Genomic DNA, 15,154 nt, shown 5'->3' on the forward strand with positions numbered 1-15,154 from the left:
CAGCGCATCCCACTCGACATCAGACAACTCGTAGCGACGACCCACGCGCTACATCATCCGACATCAAGATCCTTTGAAGACACGGCCTAGGGCTCGAGGGTGGCGGGCATGCCGAAGGCGGCGACGTGACGGGCACCGATGAAAGCGTTGCTCTCTACGATCTTCCCGTTCTCGATCCGGAGTACGTCGACGACCAACGCCTCGTAGTGCGGGCTGCCGGGCCGGCGGAGATAGTTGATCAGTGCCGGGCGCCCGTTGGCCGAGGCAGGGAACGTACGCCAGTCGAGCGGTCGGCCGAGGAACTCCGCGGCCGCGTCGATCCCGACTACCGGCGGCTCGGGCGGCATCGTGATCCGTACGTCCTCGGCGAGCAGTGCCCGGAGCGTCTCCGGGTCCTTCGCGTTGGCATAGCGGCGCAGGATCTCTTCGTCCTCACTGGTGAGCTGCGGGCGGCGCCAGTCCTTCGGGTCCGACGGCGCTTGCCGTCGGAGGGTGTGGCGGGCCCGTTGGAGGAGGCTGTTGACGGCCGGTACGGCGGTGTCGAGCGCGGCGGCGATCTCCTGCGGCGTCCAGCCGTACACGTCGCGCAGCACGAAGGCCGCCCGCTGCCGCGGCGGCAGGTACATGAGCGCTGCGATCACGGCCAGCTCGACGGTTTCCCGGGCGGCGACACCGGTCTGCGGATCGTCGACCAGCAGGGCGTCGGGATAGGGACCGAGCTCGGTGGACCACTCCAGAGGATCACCGTACGGCAGCGTCCGGTGACCGGCCGCCTTGCGGCTGTCGAGGAAGACGTTCGTGGCGATCCGGTAGAACCAGGTGCGCGCCGACGCGCGACCCTCGAAGCGGTCGCGAGCCCGCCAGGCACGCAGGAAGGTCTCCTGCACCAGGTCGTCCGCGTCGGTGACGTTCCCGGCGAGGCGGTAGCAGTGGACGTGTAGCTCACGCCGGTGTTCGTCGAAGGCGCGCTGCAGCCAGACCGCCTGCTCATCAGGCGAGTCGGACATGTGATCTCCCCGGGGCTGAGTGGTCTTCACCACCGTACTGACGACCGCGGACCCCATCCGTCATCGGTCACCGATGACGATCGCCGACTCGGTCGTCTGTACCTGTGACCGATCCCCACTCCACGAAGGAGATAGCCATGACGGCAACCCCGGCGTCCAGCGCCGCCGCGCCCCCGGTCGTCGACCGGGAGACCTGGCTGCGTGAGCGCGACGAACTGCTGGTCCGGGAGAAGGCCCATACCCGCGAAGGAGACGCGATCGCAGCCGCTCGTCGTCAGCTGCCGATGACCTTGATGCCGACGGTGACGGTGCGGGGCCCAGGCGGGGACACCCCGCTGGTGGAGGTGTTCGAGGGCCGCCGGATGCTCATCGCCTACTTCCACATGTGGCACGACGGCAAGCCGTACGAGCATCAGTGTGAGGGGTGCACCTTCTCGACCTGTCACGTGCAGACGCTGGACTACCTGCACGCTCGGGACGTCACCTACGCCGTGTTCTGCCAGGGTCCCTACGACGAAAGTGCCCCGTTCGCGGAGTTCATGGGCTACCGGTTCCCCTGGTATTCGGCGAGAGACTCCGACCCGGCTCTGGCCGACGGTCGTGACTTCGGGTTCATCGCGTGCTACCTGCGCGACGGCGACGAGGTCTACGAGACCTACTGGACCACCGGGCGGGGCGTGGAGGCGTTGATGACCACCTACCACGCCCTGGACCTCACGGTGTACGGCCGGCAGGAGAACTGGGAAAATTCGCCTGAAGGCTGGCCGCGGGTCACCGGACACCCGTGGCGTCTCAACGGCCGCCCCACCGCGCAATGGTCACGCCCCGGCGTCGCGCCGCAATGACGTTCTGATGATCGAGGTGATCATGATCGGGTCGACCGCGGTGTCAGCCTGCTGCTGCGTCGTGCCGCGGGCGGGCGCTTCCCGCAGAGCCCGAATGCTTGCGGGTGCGATGGTGGCCGTCATGGCCGCGGTGACCCTCGATGCCGCACCGGTTGTGCAGTACGCGGGCACGCTGCTGCTCCTGGTCCTGGCGGTGGCAATCGTCGCCGGCGGTCCGACCGAGCGCGGCCCGGAGGTGGAGTGGCACCGTACGGCCGGGGCCGTGCTCATGGCGCTCGCCGTGTTGATGCATCAACACGGTGAGTCGGTGGCTACCCACCACATGCACGCCGGGCCCCGGACGGACCACGACACCGTCACCGGCCATGACGCGGCGCTCGTGTTGGTACGCGCCGCCACAACGGCTTACCTCTGCTGGATGGCGACCGCACTCGTCCGGCTGCGCAATCGACCGATCACGGACCTGCTCCGTTGGGAGCACCTGGCCATGGGGGCAAGCCTCGCGGCCATGATCTTCTTCATGAGCTAGTGCCGCGCAAGCAGTCGGCCGATCAAATGACGTTGGAGTATCAGGTCTGTTTCATAAGGGCGGTCGCGCCGAGGCGGAGTCCGGGCGGCGATCCGGCGGCGTTCGGGTCCGCCGCAGGCCGGCCAGCTCTTATGAAGGAAACCCTAGAGGTACATGCCGGTGCGGTGCTCCGACTCGTCGCGCCGAACCGGCTTGTCGCCCTCGCCGAAGAACCGCTTGCCGCCGAACTCACCGTGCAGCCGGTCGTCCAACTCGTCGGCGAGACCTGTCATCACCTGCACCGCAAGCATCAGATGGGTGGCCTGGAAGTTGCGGCCGAAGACCGGGATGGACGCCCAGACCGTGTCGTCGGCGCAGTAGAGGCGGCCGATCGGCATCCGGTTGGTCAACTCGGAGAGCTTGACGTAGAGCCGCTCGGTCGGCTCCACCTCGGTGAGCACCGGAGAGAACACGTCCACGAGCGGCGGATTGTCCCGCACCCGCACGAAGACCATCGCCGAGCCGGCCCGGATGTTGATGTCACCGTCCGAGTCGATCTGCAACCGGTCAGTGTCCGACTTCAGCATCGTGGAGACCACCGTCCGGACCCGATCGGCCAGGTCGAGCACGTCGTCCCGCTCGGCCTGCGCGGAGGCCGCCTCGGCCAACGCCTCCTCCAGGTCGGCCTCGACATCGGCGTCCGGGCCGAACTCGCTGCGCGCCGTGCCCAACGGGTCCACGGCCAGCGGCTCACCCTCGGCGTCATGCACCAGGTAGACGAGGAACGCCGGATGCGGGGCACCGTAGACGTCCCGCAGCGTCCGGGAGAGCAGCGCGGCGATCCGGGTCGACTCGCTCGTCTGGCCGTCCAGTCCGAAGAAGCCGCCGGAGCCGGCGAGCACCCCGGGCGGCGACCAGCCAAGTGCGACCATGTCCGCCACCGCATCGCGGTCCAGCCGGTAGCCCTCCGGCAGCGTCGCGTTCCCGACCCCCCGCGCGGACAACCCGCCACCGTCGCGCACGTCCACGCTCACCGAGTAGACGGCGTCCCCGGTGCCGGAGGCGGTCGGGTCGAGGGTCACCTCAAGGTGCGCGCCGACGGGAAGTTCCCGCAGCCGAAGGGCGAGCGCACTGGCGAACTCCTGCCAGGCCTCGGTCACCTTCGCCCGCAGATCGGTAGTGCTGGGTTCGTCGAGCAGGATCGATTCCGCCGGCTCAGTCGTCGCGCCGGGCAGGTCACCGAGCGGCGCCGAGGGGTGGTCAGCCGTCATGATCGCCTCCGTCCGTCACGATCACCCTACCCACGCCGCCCACGGACCCGATCAGCCCGGACCGGGATCGGACAACGGCCGTCAGGGGGCGGTCGGGTCCGCCGGGTCCGCGCCCAGTTCGACAGGCCACGTCCCGGCCAGGGCGCTGAGCCGGGCCGCCACGTCCGCCGGGTCGGCACCCCGGCCGACCGCCAGCCCCAGCAGGTACGCGGTGACCGGCGCACCCGGTCGCAGCACCTGGTGGGCGACGTCGCGGGCCACGTCCAGCACCGCCTGCACGGGCACCCCGATCGGGTCCAACTCCAGCTCGGTGCAGACCGCCGTCACCCAGTCGTCCATCACCGTCATCGCGCCCACTCCTCCGCCCGGCGTACGTCCTCTTCAGTGTCGCAGTCGAACCACGGCGGCGGGCCGTCGCCGGACCAGGGCACCTCCCGCACCACGAGCCCGGCCAGCAGCGCCCGGACCGGGGCTCCGGCCAGGGTGCCGCCCCGCTCGACGGTCAGTCGGTCCAGGCCGGCCCGCAGCGCCGCGACCCGCCAGACCCCGCAGAGCGACTGCCGCCGCCCGTCCACGTCGACGAAGCACGCGCCGTCGGGCTCGGCTCCGGCGAGGTGGGTGAGCAGGTCGCCGATCGCGGCGCGGGTGAGCAGCGGCAGGTCGGCGGCGAGCAGCGCGACAAGTGCGGTGTCCGGCTCGAGCAGCGCCAGCCCGGCAGCCGCGGCGGCGACCGGTCCCCCGCCCGGCGGGTCCTCCCTGGTGACCCGCACGCCCGCCGGAACCGTGTCGGCCGGACCCACGAGCACCAGTGGGCTGGCGTCGCTGACGGCGGCCAGCACCCGGGCGCGCATCGGCTGGCCACCGACCGGGACTGCGGGCTTGTCCACCCCGCCCATCCGTCGAGCGGACCCACCGGCGAGCACCACGGCGGCATACGTCCCCACCCGGTCACGGTACCCGGGTGGACGCTCGCCGCCGGTCGCTGCCGGGTGCCCGCAGCCCGGTGGCCGTGCGGGCGTGCCGGCGGGAGGTGGAGGATGGCGGGATGGGACGGGCAACTGATCGGCGGGGCGTACTTCGGATCGACCTGGACGCGGCGACTGTCGGGCGCGGGTCCATCCGCCGACCGGACACGCTTGCGGTGGAGGAGCCGCTGGAGATCCGGGTCGGCGCGGCCGGGCCGGGCCGACGCAAGCCCCTCGCCGTGACCATGCGTACCCCCGGTGACGACCTCGATCTGGCCATCGGGTTCCTGCTTACCGAGGGGCTGATCCGGTCGACCGACGACGTGTTGACCGCGCAGCTCTGCGCCGGCGCGGAGACACCGAACACGTACAACGTGGTGGACGTGACGCTCGCCCCTGGCGTGCCGGAACCGACCACCGACCCGTCCCGGAACTTCTACACGACCAGTTCCTGTGGCGTCTGCGGCAAGGCCAGCATCGACGCGGTCCGTACCCGGTCCCTGTTCCCGGTCGCCGCCGATCCGCTCAGCGTGCCGGCCACGCTCCTCGTCGAACTGCCCGACCGACTTCGTGCCGCCCAGCGTGGCTTCGACCGGACCGGTGGACTGCACGCGGCCGGTCTGTTCACGGCCGGGGGAGAACTGGTGGTGCTGCGGGAGGACGTGGGCCGGCACAACGCGGTGGACAAGGTGATCGGCTGGGCGGTGCGCGAACGTCGGCTGCCACTGGCTGGGCACCTGCTGCTGGTGTCCGGCCGGGCAAGTTTCGAGCTGACCCAGAAGGCGTGGATGGCCGGGTTGCCGCTGCTGGCCGCGGTGTCCGCACCGAGCACGCTCGCCGCCGAACTGGCCGACGAGGCGGGGATGACCCTTGTCGGATTCCTGCGCGGTCGGACCATGAACGTCTACACCGGGCCACACCGGATCACGCTGGAACAGCCCGCCTGACGCTCAGCGACCGATCAGGTCGAACAGGGCCAGCCGCGCGGCGGCGTCGCGAGCGACAAGGAAGCCGGCGATGCCGAGGATCCACCCCAACGCGCTGCCCGCCTTGTTGACGATCCAGTTGTTGAGTCGGGCGAGCACCGGCTCGACAACTGCCGGGCGGGCCACTCTGGCAGCCAGCAGCACCACCGCGGGCAGCACCATGACCAGGCAGTATCCGGCCAGCAACCCCACAACTGTCGCCGGGCCGACCCCCGAGGTGGCCAACAACCCCACCGCCCCGAGGTACGGCAGCATGGTCGCTACCTCGGCGAGCGCGGCCAGCAGCGCGAGCCCGACCAACCAGCGGGCGGAGGAGTCTCCAGCGGTGGCTCGGTCCCGCCATCGCAGCACGCCACCGCTACGGGGACGTCGTTTGCCGTCGTAGCGGAAGCTGAGCGCCAGCATCGCCACACCCAGCACGAGTTGCGCCCAGAGCACGGCCGGGTTGTCCAGAGCACCGCCAAACACGTCGGCCAACCTGCCGCCGCCCCACACCAGCAGCAGCCCCACCGCGAGATAGAACGCCGCGATGGTGGCGAGGTAGCCAAGGATCCGCCGGGCGTTCACCGGCCCGGGTGCAAGCAGCAGCCAGACCGGGATGAAGAGGGTGCCGATGCTGGTGCTGTCCACCAACGCCAACCCGGCCAGCGAGAGCAGCAGTTCGAGGGTCATTTCGTACCGGTGCGAAGAGCGGACATCAGATCATTATCAAGGAGTGCTGGCGCTACCGCGTCGGCCGCGGACAGGAGTGCGCCGTACATCCTCTGGCGGCGTACATCCTCTGGCGGAGGAACCCGCCGGGAACGATCAACCTCGGGGGACGAGGGATCAGCGTCGGGCCGGGCAGCCTGGGCGGGCTTTGTCGGGCTGGCAAGGAAGATCGGCCCCGTCGACCGGGGCTCGTCCTTCCCCGCCCGACCCGTGGTCGACGACCCGCTCCACACCTCAGGTCAGATCGAGGATGCTCCACCTGGCGGGGAGCACCTTCGCCGCCGCCTTCGGTTGCACCGTCGCGTAGTGCGCCTCGTGGATGAGTGCCGCGCGGGCGGCATGGCCGAATGAGATGTCTCCATCAACGGCACGGGCGAGCGTGCCCGTGTCTCGCACGTCCTCGCCGTCGAGCGGCAACAGACGGATCATCGGAGCACTCATCATCAGGGCCAGTAGCGCGACATCGATCTCGTCGCCCGCGCCCGCGATGGCGGCAGCCAGGCACGTCGCAGGGACGGCAACCTGCCGGCCCTCGTCGGCGACCTCCAGCATCAACTCCCCCACCGAGACGTTGCCCCCGATGTAGGCAGTCAACGCCGACGCGTCGAAGACCGCCGCGATCTGATCGCTCATCCGGCACGCCCCAACATCCGGCGCCCCTCAGCCAGGGCATCGGGCGGGATGGGCGTCGCGAGCCGCTCCCGCCAGCGCGCCCTGCCCTCCTCGGTCACCTCAATGCCGGCGCGCCGCAGCACCTCGTGCAGGTGGCTGGCGTCCATCTGGGCCCGCACCGCCGTCGTGATCGCGGCCGAGACGTTGGGCTGCTGGTCAAGCCACTCCGCGACATCGTCGGGGAGGCTCACGGAGCGCTTCACGGTCATGTCCTCCAGGCTATCAACGTGGGTAGCACCGTCGGTATTACCGCGCGTGTTGCGGGGACGGTCAGCGGCGGCCACGTCGCCTCCGCCTACGCGGACGGATCACCCCTGGCATCCCGACCGACGGCCACCCGTCCAGCTCGGACGGGGGCACCCCGCGCCGGAGCAGGTCGTCAAGCAGGATGGCGAGCGAGTAGTCGGGGTGCAGGCTGAGCGTGCGCTCCAGCGCGACGGCCGCCAGCGCCCCCTGCCCTGCACGCCAGGCCGCGAACGCCAGCAGCGCACCTGGCGCGGCGGCAAAATCCGGCTCGGCCCGGCGCAGCACGTGGGTCCAGAGGGCGATGTCCCGGTCCCGACCGTCGGTGCGTTCCCAGGCGTGATCGCGGATCGGCAGGTGGGTCATCAGCAGGCTCAACCAGGCCACCTCGTCGTCGTCGAGCCGCTCACCGCGGCGCTGCCGGCGCTGCGCCTCGCGGACCGCCGCGGCCCCGGCGGCGCACATCGTCCGGCCGCCGAGCAGGTCGCTCGCGGGCGCCTGCCCAAGCAGCTCGGTCAGGCGCAGCTGGGCCCGGGCGGTGGCCGCCCGCATCGCGTCCCGGGCCGGGCCGTCCACCGGCGCCACCTGCGCCACGAGGGCGGCCCGGTCGGGGAGCGCGACCTGGCCGGCGAAGACCGCCGAGGCGGTAAGCGGGTTGGCGGACGGGTCGTAGCGCCGGCCCTCGGGCGGGCAGCAGTCGGGCTCGGTGCAGAGGTAGGACCACCACCGGCCCTCGGTCACCCGCAGCGCGTCGAGCACCTCGAGCCCGCCCGCGGTCAGCGCGGCGCGCACCGCGTCCACGGCCGGCGTCACCCGGTCGGGTGGCCCGTAACCGACCACGGTGGCGGCCTCCGCGCCCTGCCGGTGGATCACGCCGGCCAGGTGCCGGGCCCGCTCGACCAGGTCGGTCGACGGGTCGGGCAGATCCGCGCGGGCGGCGAAGATGATCTGCCGCCCCAGCATCGCCACCGCGACCACGCTGTCGGCGGGATGGAAGCCGAGCAGGTACGGCACAGCGGCGATCAGATCGGCTGGCGAGCGGACGGCGAGCTGAGGGCGATCGGTCGAGGTCATGGCGGAAGCCTGCGCGGGGCCGCCCAGGTGCCGCCGCCCCTGTGGACGACACGCGGTTTATCCACAGTTACTGAGCGTGTTTACGCTGCTCATCGCGTATCCACGAGTGCCGAAAGCGACCCGATGTCATCGGGCGGCACCGTGGCGTCACAGGGAGCGGTTACCGTGCGCTGATGGACCTGGCGTACCTGCGCGCGCACCCGACACACCTGCCGACCTTCCGGACCCACCAGCGGATCCGGGAGACGCCGGTCGCCGGTGGGCAGATCTGCGCGGCCGCCCGGCTCACCCTCGACGACGGCCACTCCGTCTTCGCCAAATCCTGGCCCGAGGGGGCGGGCCGACCAGCGCCGGAAGGTTTCTTCGCCGCCGAGGCGGCCGGGCTGCGCTGGCTGCGGGAGGCCGGGGCGATCCCCGTACCCGAGGTGATCGTGGCGTTGCCGGCCCTGCTGGCGCTCGACTGGGTGGAGCCCGGCGAGCCCACGCCGGAGGCCGCCGAACGCTTCGGCCGGGAGTTGGCCGACCTGCACCGGGCGGGCGCACCCACCTTCGGTGCGGCCTGGCCGGGTTTCATCGGGTCGCTCCCGCAGGACAACACCCCCACCGACGGGCCCTGGTCGACGTGGTTCGCCGAGCGACGCCTCATTCCCTACCTGCGGCGATCGGTCGACGGTGGTGCGCTCACCAGCGCCGACGCGATCCTGGTCGAGCAGGTGGTCGGTCGGCTCGACGGGCTCGGCGGCGACGAGCCACCAGCGCGCGTGCACGGCGACCTGTGGCCGGGCAACGTGCTCTGGGGTGCCACCGACCGGGCCTGGCTGATCGACCCGGCGGCGCACGGCGGGCACCGGGAGACGGATCTGGCCCAGCTCGCCCTCTTCGGCGGCATCCCCTACCTGGACCGGACGCTGGCTGCCTATCAGGAGAGCTGGCCGCTGTCGGACGGCTGGCGCGAGCGGGTGCCCCTGCATCAACTGCATCTGCTGCTCGTGCACACCGCGCTCTTCGGTGGCGGCTATCGAGACGCGGTCCTTCAGGCCGCCCGCGCCGTCCCGGGCCGGGTCGAACGCGCTACGGTCGACAGGTGAGCCTCGCCCCGGGGACCGCTGGCGTCCTCGTCGACCGGTACGGCCGCGTCGCGCGTGACCTGCGCGTGTCCCTCACCGACAAGTGCAACCTGCGCTGCACCTACTGCATGCCGGCGGAGGGGCTGCCCTGGCTGGCCGGCCCCGAGCTGCTGACCGACGAGGAGATCGTCCGGTTGGTCCGGGTGGCCGTCGAGCGGCTCGGTGTGACCGATGTGCGGTTCACCGGCGGTGAGCCGCTGATCCGACCCGGCCTGGTCGGCATCGTGACGGCCGTCGCCGCCCTCCAGCCCCGCCCCCGCATCTCGCTCACCACCAACGGCATCGGCCTGGACCGGCTGGCCCCGGCGTTGCGCGCGGCCGGCCTGGATCGGGTGAACGTCTCACTGGACACCCTGGACCCGGACCGGTTCACCACCCTCACCCGCCGCCCCCGCCTCGACGCGGTGCTGGCCGGGCTCGCCGGGGCAGCCGCAGCCGGCCTCAGCCCTGTGAAGATCAATTCAGTGCTGATGCGCGGCGTCAACGAGGACGAGGCGCCCGCCCTGCTCCGCTTCGCCGTCGAGCACGACTACCAGTTGCGGATCATCGAGCAGATGCCGTTGGACGCCCAGCACGGCTGGGACCGCGACACCATGGTCACCGCCGAGGAGATCCTGGCGTCCCTGCGTACCGCCTTCCATCTCAGCCCCGACCCGACCGAGCGTGGCGCCGCACCGGCGGAGACCTGGCTTGTCGACGGAGGTCCCGCCCGGGTTGGCGTCATCGCCAGCGTCACCAGACCGTTCTGTGGAGACTGCGACCGCACCCGGCTGACCGCCGACGGCCAGGTCCGCGCCTGCCTCTTCGCCACCGAGGAGTCCGACCTGCGCGCGGCGCTGCGCACCGGCGCGGACGACGAGGAGTTGGCCCGACGCTGGCGCACCGCGATGTGGGGCAAGCGCGCCGGGCACGGCATCGACGACCCGACCTTCCTCCAGCCGACCCGGCCGATGTCCGCGATCGGGGGTTGAGGCGTGACCCCGACACCACTGACCGTCCGCTACTTCGCTGGCGCTCGCGCCGCCGCCGGGCACGCCGAGGAGGTGCTGCCCGCCGGCCGGTCGCTCGACGACCTCACCGCCGAACTGGTACGGCGCCACGGCGATCGACTCGCCGCAGTGCTGCAAGTGGCGAGTTTCCTGGTAAATGGCGTCACCTGTCATGATCGTGAAGCATCCCTGCCGGCCGGGGCCACGATCGACGTTCTGCCTCCGTTCGCGGGTGGCTGAGGAGGCGCACATGTTGGCGGTTCTGGGGTTCGTGGGCATCCTGGCGCTGGCCACCGGTCTCATCCACCTCTACCTGTGGAAGCGGCTCGTTCGGGACACCACCAACCCGGGTCGCTGGCGGCGGGTCGGCGGGGTCGCCGCCCTGGTGCTGGCGCTGCTCGTGCCGGCCACCCTCGCCGGGACGCAGGCCGGGCTCTACTGGCTCGCCTGGCCGGGCTACCTGTGGCTCGCCGTGATGTTCTACCTGCTCGTCGTGCTCGCCGTCCTCGAAGTGCCGATGCTTGTCACCCGGCTGGTGCTGCGCCGCCGGCTCGCCACCGCCGAACCGACCACCGCCGCGCCCGAGCCGGTGCTCGTCGGCGCCGCCGGGCCACCCGAGCCGCCGGCGGCCGACGCCGTCACGGCCCCGGACCACGACCCGAGCCGCCGGCTGCTGCTGGCCCGTGGGGCGGCCATCTTCGCCGGCCTCACCGCCACCGGCATCACCGGGTACGGCGTGCGCACCGCCCTCGGCCCGCCCCGCCTGGACCGGGTGCAGATCCCTCTCGCCAAGCTCCCCCGCAGCATGGACGGCCTGCGCATCGCGACCGTCTCCGACATCCACCTCGGTCCGCTGCGCGGCCGGGCACACACCGAGCGGATCGTCGCCGCGATCAACCGGCTCGACGCCGACCTGGTCGCGGTGGTCGGGGACCTGGTCGACGGCTCGGTCGCCGAGCTCGGCCCGGCCGCCGCACCGCTGCGCGACCTACGCTCCCGGTACGGCAGCTTCTTCGTCACCGGCAACCACGAGTACTACTCCGGGGTGGGGGAGTGGGTCCAGGAGGTCGACCGGCTCGGCCTGCGGGTGCTCCAGAACCAGCGGCAGGAGATCCAGGCCCGGGGCGGCGTGCTCGACCTGGCTGGCGTGAACGACCTGGACGCGGACCCGACGGGCACCGGTCTGGCCGCCGGGCCGGACTTCGCCGCCGCCCTCGGTGACCGCGACCCGAGCCGTCCGGTGGTGCTGCTCGCCCACCAGCCACTCGCGGCGGTCGAGGCGGCCCGCCACGGCGTCGACCTGCAACTGTCCGGGCACACCCACGGTGGGCAGATGGTGCCGTTCAACCTGGCGGTTCGGCTGGAACAGCCGGTGGTCAGTGGCCTCGGCGAGGTCGACGGCACCAAGGTCTACGTGACGAACGGCGCCGGTTTCTGGGGGCCGCCGGTCCGGGTCGGGGCCGAGCCGCAGATCAGTCTGGTGGAGTTGCGCTCGGCATAGCGGAGGTCACGTCCGCGCGTGGCGGCCGCCGGCCGGCCCGGCGGGCGTGACAGGATGCGGCGTGCCCCCGTTCAGTGCCGTACCCTCCGGTGGCCTCTCGCCATTCGTCGCGGACCTGCACATCCACTCGAAATACTCGCGCGCGTGCAGCCGCGACCTCACGCTGCCGAACCTCGGCTGGTGGGCCCGGCGCAAGGGCATCGGTCTGCTCGGCACCGGCGACTTCACCCACCCGGCCTGGTACGACCACCTGCGGGAGACGCTGCGCCCGGCCGAGCCGGGGTTGTACCGGCTCGACGCCGAGGCGGAGCGGGACATCGCGCGGCGGCTGCCACCGCGGCTGGCCGGCGCGGCGGAGGCCGACCCGGTCCGGTTCATGTTGAGCGTGGAGATCTCCACGATCTACAAGCGGGACGACCGGACCCGCAAGGTGCACCACCTGATCTACCTGCCCGATCTGGACGCGGTGGCCCGGTTCAACGCCGCCCTCGGCCGGATCGGCAACCTCGGCTCGGACGGCCGGCCGATCCTCGGTCTGGACTCCCGCGACCTGCTGGAGATCACCCTGGAGGCCAGCGGAGACGGCTACCTGGTGCCGGCGCACATCTGGACGCCGTGGTTCTCCGCGCTGGGTTCGAAGTCCGGCTTCGACGCGATCGCGGACTGTTACGCCGATCTGGCCGACCACATCTTCGCCGTGGAGACCGGCCTCTCCTCCGACCCGGCGATGAACTGGCGGGTCGGCAGCCTGGACGGCTACCAACTGGTCTCCAACTCGGACGCGCACTCGCCACCGGCACTGGGCCGGGAGGCGACAGTGTTGACCGCCGAGCGGGACTACTTCGCGGTCCGCGAGGCGCTGCGCACCGGTGACGGTCTGGCCGGCACCATCGAGTTCTTCCCGGAGGAGGGCAAGTACCACGCGGACGGACACCGACTCTGCGGGGTCAACTGGTCCCCGGAGCGCACCCGAGCCGCCGACGGGCGTTGCCCCGAATGCGGCAAGCCGCTCACAGTGGGCGTGCTCACCCGGATCGAGGAGCTTGCCGACCGGCCGGCGGGGCACCGGCCGGCCCACGCCCGGGACGTCACCCACCTGGTCCCGCTTGCCGAGATCCTCGGTGAGATCAACAAGGTGGGCGCCCGGTCGAAGAGGGTCGAGGGGCGATTCAACGAGCTGCTCGCCGCGCTCGGCCCGGAGCTGGAGATCCTGACCACGACGCCGCTCGCCGACATCGCGCAGGTCGGCGGTGAGCTGCTCGCCGAGGGCATCGGGCGGCTGCGGCGCGGCGACGTGCGCCGGGTGCCCGGCTACGACGGCGAGTACGGGGTGATCACGCTCTTCGACCCCGCCGAGCTGGGCGCGCAGGAGACCCTGTTCGACGTACCGGTGCCGGCGCAGCGCCGACCCGCGGAACCGGCGGCCCGGTCGACGGCCAAGCGCCCGGCGGCGAAAGCGGAGCCGAAGCCGAAGCGCAAGCCGATCCCGGCTCCCGCACCGCCGATCGCCTCACCACCGTCCCCCCACGAGCCGTTCGAGCCGATGCTCTCCGGGATGGAGGAGGTCGGCACCGGCCTGCTGGACCGGCTGGACGCGATGCAGCGGGTGGCCGCCTCCGCGCCGGGCGGGCCGCTGCTGATCGTGGCCGGGCCGGGCACCGGCAAGACCAGGACACTCACGCACCGGATCGCGTACCTCTGCGCGGAGTTGAACGTCTTCCCCGAACACTGCCTCGCGATCACGTTCACCCGCCGGGCCGCCGAGGAGCTGCGACACCGCCTCGACGGCCTGCTCGGTCCGGTCGCCGAGGACGTCACGGTGGGCACGTTCCACGCGCTGGGCCTGACCATCCTGCGGGAGAACGCCGACGCGGCGGGCCTGCCGGCCGACTTCCGCATCGCCGACGACACCGAACGGGCCGCAGCCCGCACCGCGGCCGGCGACGACCTCGCCAGCTACACCGCGCTGTTGCGCAAGCAGGACCTGGTCGACCTGGACGAGCTGGTCACCCTGCCGGTGGCACTGCTGCGCTCCGACCGGAAGCTGGTCGAGGCCTACCGGGACCGCTGGCGGTGGATCTTCGTCGACGAGTACCAGGACGTCGACGAGGTGCAGTACGAGCTGCTGCGGCTGCTCAGCCCCGCCGACGGCAACCTCTGCGCGATCGGCGACCCGGACCAGGCGATCTACTCGTTCCGGGGTGCCGACGTCGGCTACTTCCTGCGTTTCTCCGAGGACTTCACCGACGCCCGGCTGGTCCGGCTCAACCGCAACTACCGCTCGTCGGCGCCGATCCTGGCCGCCGCCGTGCAGGCCATCGCACCGTCCTCGCTGGTCCGTGGCCGGCGGCTGGATCCGGCCCGACTCGACCCGGAGGCCCCGCTGGTGGGGCGCTATCCGGCGGCGTCGGTCGCCGAGGAGGCCGACTTCGTGGTGCGCACTGTCGACGAGTTGGTCGGCGGGCTGTCCCACCGGTCGCTGGACTCGGGCCGGATCGACGGCCGGTCCACCTCGCTGTCCTTCTCCGACATCGCCGTGCTGTACCGCACCGACGCGCAGGCCGCGCCGATCGTCGACGCCCTGGCCCGGGCCAACATCCCGGTGCAGAAGCGCTCGCACGACCGGCTGCGGGACCGGCCCGGGGTGGCAGCCATCGCCCGCGAGTTGCGGCACGCCGACGGGTTGGCCGGGTCGCTCGCCGCCCGGGTGCGGCTGGCCGGCCAGGTGGTCGCCGAGCGGTTCGCGGTGCCCACCCTGGACGGCACCGGCACGGTACGCCCCGAGGCCGTCCGCTCAGCCGTGGACCTGCTCACCCCGCTGGCCCGACGCTGCGGCGACGACCTGGAGGCGTTCCTGTCGCAGCTGGCCACCGGCGCGGAGGTGGACGCGCTCGACCCCCGCGCGGAGGCGGTCACGTTGCTCACCCTGCACGCGGCGAAGGGCCTGGAGTTCCCGGTGGTCTTCCTGGTCGGCGTCGAGGACGGGTTGTTGCCGCTGCGCTGGCCGGGCTCGACGCCCGACGAGGACGCGGTGGCCGAGGAGCGCCGGCTCTTCTTCGTCGGCCTGACCCGCGCCCAGGACCGGCTGTACGTGAGTCACGCCGCCCGCCGCACCCGGCACGGCGCGGAACGCGACTGTGCCCCGTCGCCGTTCCTGGGCGTGATCGATCCGGGCCTGTTCGAGCGGTTCGGCGAGACCGAGCCACGTCGCCCGAAGGACCGCCAGCTCCGCCTGATCTGAGGCTCCGCCCGCCC

General features: G+C 72.0%; 17 protein-coding genes. 8 read left to right on the forward strand and 9 right to left on the reverse strand.

Going from position 1 to position 15,154, the window contains the following annotated elements; translation table 11 throughout:
- Positions 1–86: 86 nt before the first annotated feature.
- Complete coding sequence (locus AB0B85_RS24835; RefSeq protein WP_357411182.1) at positions 87–1,007, reverse strand: RNA polymerase subunit sigma-70; 921 nt, start codon at positions 1,005–1,007, stop codon at positions 87–89.
- A gap of 137 nt (positions 1,008–1,144) precedes the next feature.
- Here AB0B85_RS24835 and AB0B85_RS24840 point away from each other — a divergent pair, with 137 nt between their 5' ends.
- Positions 1,145–1,852, forward strand: coding sequence for a DUF899 family protein (locus tag AB0B85_RS24840; RefSeq protein ID WP_357411184.1), 708 nt, complete (start codon positions 1,145–1,147; stop codon positions 1,850–1,852).
- Here AB0B85_RS24840 and AB0B85_RS24845 read toward each other — a convergent pair.
- Positions 1,826–1,975 carry a hypothetical protein gene (locus tag AB0B85_RS24845; RefSeq protein ID WP_357411186.1) on the reverse strand — a complete coding sequence of 50 codons (150 nt, stop codon included), beginning with the start codon at positions 1,973–1,975 and terminating at the stop codon, positions 1,826–1,828. The genes AB0B85_RS24840 and AB0B85_RS24845 overlap by 27 nt on opposite strands.
- On the opposite strand from AB0B85_RS24845, the gene AB0B85_RS24850 reads away from it, so the two are divergent.
- Entirely contained in the window at positions 1,974–2,381 is a 408-nt protein-coding gene (locus tag AB0B85_RS24850) for a hypothetical protein (protein WP_357411188.1), read from the forward strand. The genes AB0B85_RS24845 and AB0B85_RS24850 overlap by 2 nt on opposite strands.
- A 143-nt stretch (positions 2,382–2,524) precedes the next feature.
- Here the strand turns inward: AB0B85_RS24850 and AB0B85_RS24855 are convergent, their stop codons facing one another.
- The 3 genes from AB0B85_RS24855 to AB0B85_RS24865 all read right to left on the reverse strand — a co-directional run bounded on the left by AB0B85_RS24855 (position 2,525) and on the right by AB0B85_RS24865 (position 4,575).
- The gene (locus AB0B85_RS24855; protein WP_357411190.1) at positions 2,525–3,631 is read right to left on the reverse strand and encodes a hypothetical protein; all 1,107 of its coding nucleotides are present in this window, start codon (positions 3,629–3,631) and stop codon (positions 2,525–2,527) included.
- Positions 3,632–3,712: 81 nt separating this feature from the next.
- Positions 3,713–3,979: a DUF6457 domain-containing protein gene (locus AB0B85_RS24860; protein WP_357411192.1), complete on the reverse strand. Its 267-nt coding sequence runs from the start codon at positions 3,977–3,979 to the stop codon at positions 3,713–3,715.
- Positions 3,976–4,575: an NTP transferase domain-containing protein gene (locus AB0B85_RS24865; protein WP_357411194.1), complete on the reverse strand. Its 600-nt coding sequence runs from the start codon at positions 4,573–4,575 to the stop codon at positions 3,976–3,978. Before AB0B85_RS24865 ends, AB0B85_RS24860 begins: the two co-directional genes overlap by 4 nt.
- Positions 4,576–4,676: 101 nt before the next feature.
- Between AB0B85_RS24865 and fdhD the strand changes: the two genes are divergently transcribed.
- A complete protein-coding gene (gene fdhD / locus AB0B85_RS24870; RefSeq protein WP_357411327.1) occupies positions 4,677–5,543 on the forward strand; it encodes a formate dehydrogenase accessory sulfurtransferase FdhD in 867 nt (288 codons plus the stop codon).
- A gap of 3 nt (positions 5,544–5,546) precedes the next feature.
- On the opposite strand, the gene AB0B85_RS24875 is transcribed toward fdhD, so the two are convergent.
- From AB0B85_RS24875 to AB0B85_RS24890, 4 genes are all read right to left on the reverse strand, one after another.
- A complete protein-coding gene (locus AB0B85_RS24875; RefSeq protein ID WP_357411196.1) occupies positions 5,547–6,254 on the reverse strand; it encodes a GAP family protein in 708 nt (235 codons plus the stop codon).
- Between the two features lie 273 nt (positions 6,255–6,527).
- The gene (locus AB0B85_RS24880; RefSeq protein ID WP_357411198.1) at positions 6,528–6,926 is read right to left on the reverse strand and encodes a hypothetical protein; all 399 of its coding nucleotides are present in this window, start codon (positions 6,924–6,926) and stop codon (positions 6,528–6,530) included.
- On the reverse strand, positions 6,923–7,174 hold the full coding sequence (locus tag AB0B85_RS24885) for a hypothetical protein (protein WP_357411200.1): 252 nt from the start codon (positions 7,172–7,174) through the stop codon (positions 6,923–6,925). Before AB0B85_RS24885 ends, AB0B85_RS24880 begins: the two co-directional genes overlap by 4 nt.
- A 61-nt stretch (positions 7,175–7,235) precedes the next feature.
- Positions 7,236–8,282 (reverse strand): DUF4192 domain-containing protein, encoded by a 1,047-nt coding sequence (locus tag AB0B85_RS24890; protein ID WP_357411202.1) that lies wholly within the window; start codon positions 8,280–8,282, stop codon positions 7,236–7,238.
- Between the two features lie 173 nt (positions 8,283–8,455).
- Here AB0B85_RS24890 and AB0B85_RS24895 point away from each other — a divergent pair, with 173 nt between their 5' ends.
- The 5 genes from AB0B85_RS24895 to AB0B85_RS24915 all read left to right on the forward strand — a co-directional run bounded on the left by AB0B85_RS24895 (position 8,456) and on the right by AB0B85_RS24915 (position 15,140).
- The gene (locus AB0B85_RS24895) at positions 8,456–9,370 is read left to right on the forward strand and encodes a fructosamine kinase family protein (RefSeq protein WP_357411205.1); all 915 of its coding nucleotides are present in this window, start codon (positions 8,456–8,458) and stop codon (positions 9,368–9,370) included.
- Complete coding sequence (moaA, locus tag AB0B85_RS24900) at positions 9,367–10,380, forward strand: GTP 3',8-cyclase MoaA (protein WP_357411207.1); 1,014 nt, start codon at positions 9,367–9,369, stop codon at positions 10,378–10,380. Before AB0B85_RS24895 ends, moaA begins: the two co-directional genes overlap by 4 nt.
- Before the next feature lie 3 nt (positions 10,381–10,383).
- A complete protein-coding gene (locus tag AB0B85_RS24905) occupies positions 10,384–10,638 on the forward strand; it encodes a MoaD/ThiS family protein (RefSeq protein WP_357411209.1) in 255 nt (84 codons plus the stop codon).
- Positions 10,639–10,648: 10 nt separating this feature from the next.
- Positions 10,649–11,899: a metallophosphoesterase gene (locus AB0B85_RS24910; RefSeq protein WP_357411211.1), complete on the forward strand. Its 1,251-nt coding sequence runs from the start codon at positions 10,649–10,651 to the stop codon at positions 11,897–11,899.
- Between the two features lie 61 nt (positions 11,900–11,960).
- Positions 11,961–15,140 carry a UvrD-helicase domain-containing protein gene (locus AB0B85_RS24915; RefSeq protein WP_357411213.1) on the forward strand — a complete coding sequence of 1,060 codons (3,180 nt, stop codon included), beginning with the start codon at positions 11,961–11,963 and terminating at the stop codon, positions 15,138–15,140.
- Positions 15,141–15,154 lie beyond the last annotated feature (14 nt).

The sequence above is a fragment of the Micromonospora sp. NPDC049044 genome (assembly GCF_040649215.1).
GTDB lineage: Bacteria > Actinomycetota > Actinomycetes > Mycobacteriales > Micromonosporaceae > Micromonospora.

What these genes read in the sequence shown, in the direction of transcription:
- fdhD (WP_357411327.1), top strand. Translation starts at nt 4,677, where the DNA reads ATGGGACGGGCAACTGATCGGCGGGGCGTACTTCGGATCGACCTGGAC.
- AB0B85_RS24875 (WP_357411196.1), bottom strand. Translation starts at nt 6,254, where the DNA reads ATGACCCTCGAACTGCTGCTCTCGCTGGCCGGGTTGGCGTTGGTGGAC.
- AB0B85_RS24835 (WP_357411182.1), bottom strand. Translation starts at nt 1,007, where the DNA reads ATGTCCGACTCGCCTGATGAGCAGGCGGTCTGGCTGCAGCGCGCCTTC.
- AB0B85_RS24890 (WP_357411202.1), bottom strand. Translation starts at nt 8,282, where the DNA reads ATGACCTCGACCGATCGCCCTCAGCTCGCCGTCCGCTCGCCAGCCGAT.
- AB0B85_RS24910 (WP_357411211.1), top strand. Translation starts at nt 10,649, where the DNA reads ATGTTGGCGGTTCTGGGGTTCGTGGGCATCCTGGCGCTGGCCACCGGT.
- AB0B85_RS24895 (WP_357411205.1), top strand. Translation starts at nt 8,456, where the DNA reads ATGGACCTGGCGTACCTGCGCGCGCACCCGACACACCTGCCGACCTTC.
- AB0B85_RS24860 (WP_357411192.1), bottom strand. Translation starts at nt 3,979, where the DNA reads ATGACGGTGATGGACGACTGGGTGACGGCGGTCTGCACCGAGCTGGAG.
- AB0B85_RS24885 (WP_357411200.1), bottom strand. Translation starts at nt 7,174, where the DNA reads ATGACCGTGAAGCGCTCCGTGAGCCTCCCCGACGATGTCGCGGAGTGG.
- AB0B85_RS24855 (WP_357411190.1), bottom strand. Translation starts at nt 3,631, where the DNA reads ATGACGGCTGACCACCCCTCGGCGCCGCTCGGTGACCTGCCCGGCGCG.
- AB0B85_RS24850 (WP_357411188.1), top strand. Translation starts at nt 1,974, where the DNA reads ATGGCCGCGGTGACCCTCGATGCCGCACCGGTTGTGCAGTACGCGGGC.
- AB0B85_RS24840 (WP_357411184.1), top strand. Translation starts at nt 1,145, where the DNA reads ATGACGGCAACCCCGGCGTCCAGCGCCGCCGCGCCCCCGGTCGTCGAC.
- AB0B85_RS24880 (WP_357411198.1), bottom strand. Translation starts at nt 6,926, where the DNA reads ATGAGCGATCAGATCGCGGCGGTCTTCGACGCGTCGGCGTTGACTGCC.
- AB0B85_RS24845 (WP_357411186.1), bottom strand. Translation starts at nt 1,975, where the DNA reads ATGACGGCCACCATCGCACCCGCAAGCATTCGGGCTCTGCGGGAAGCG.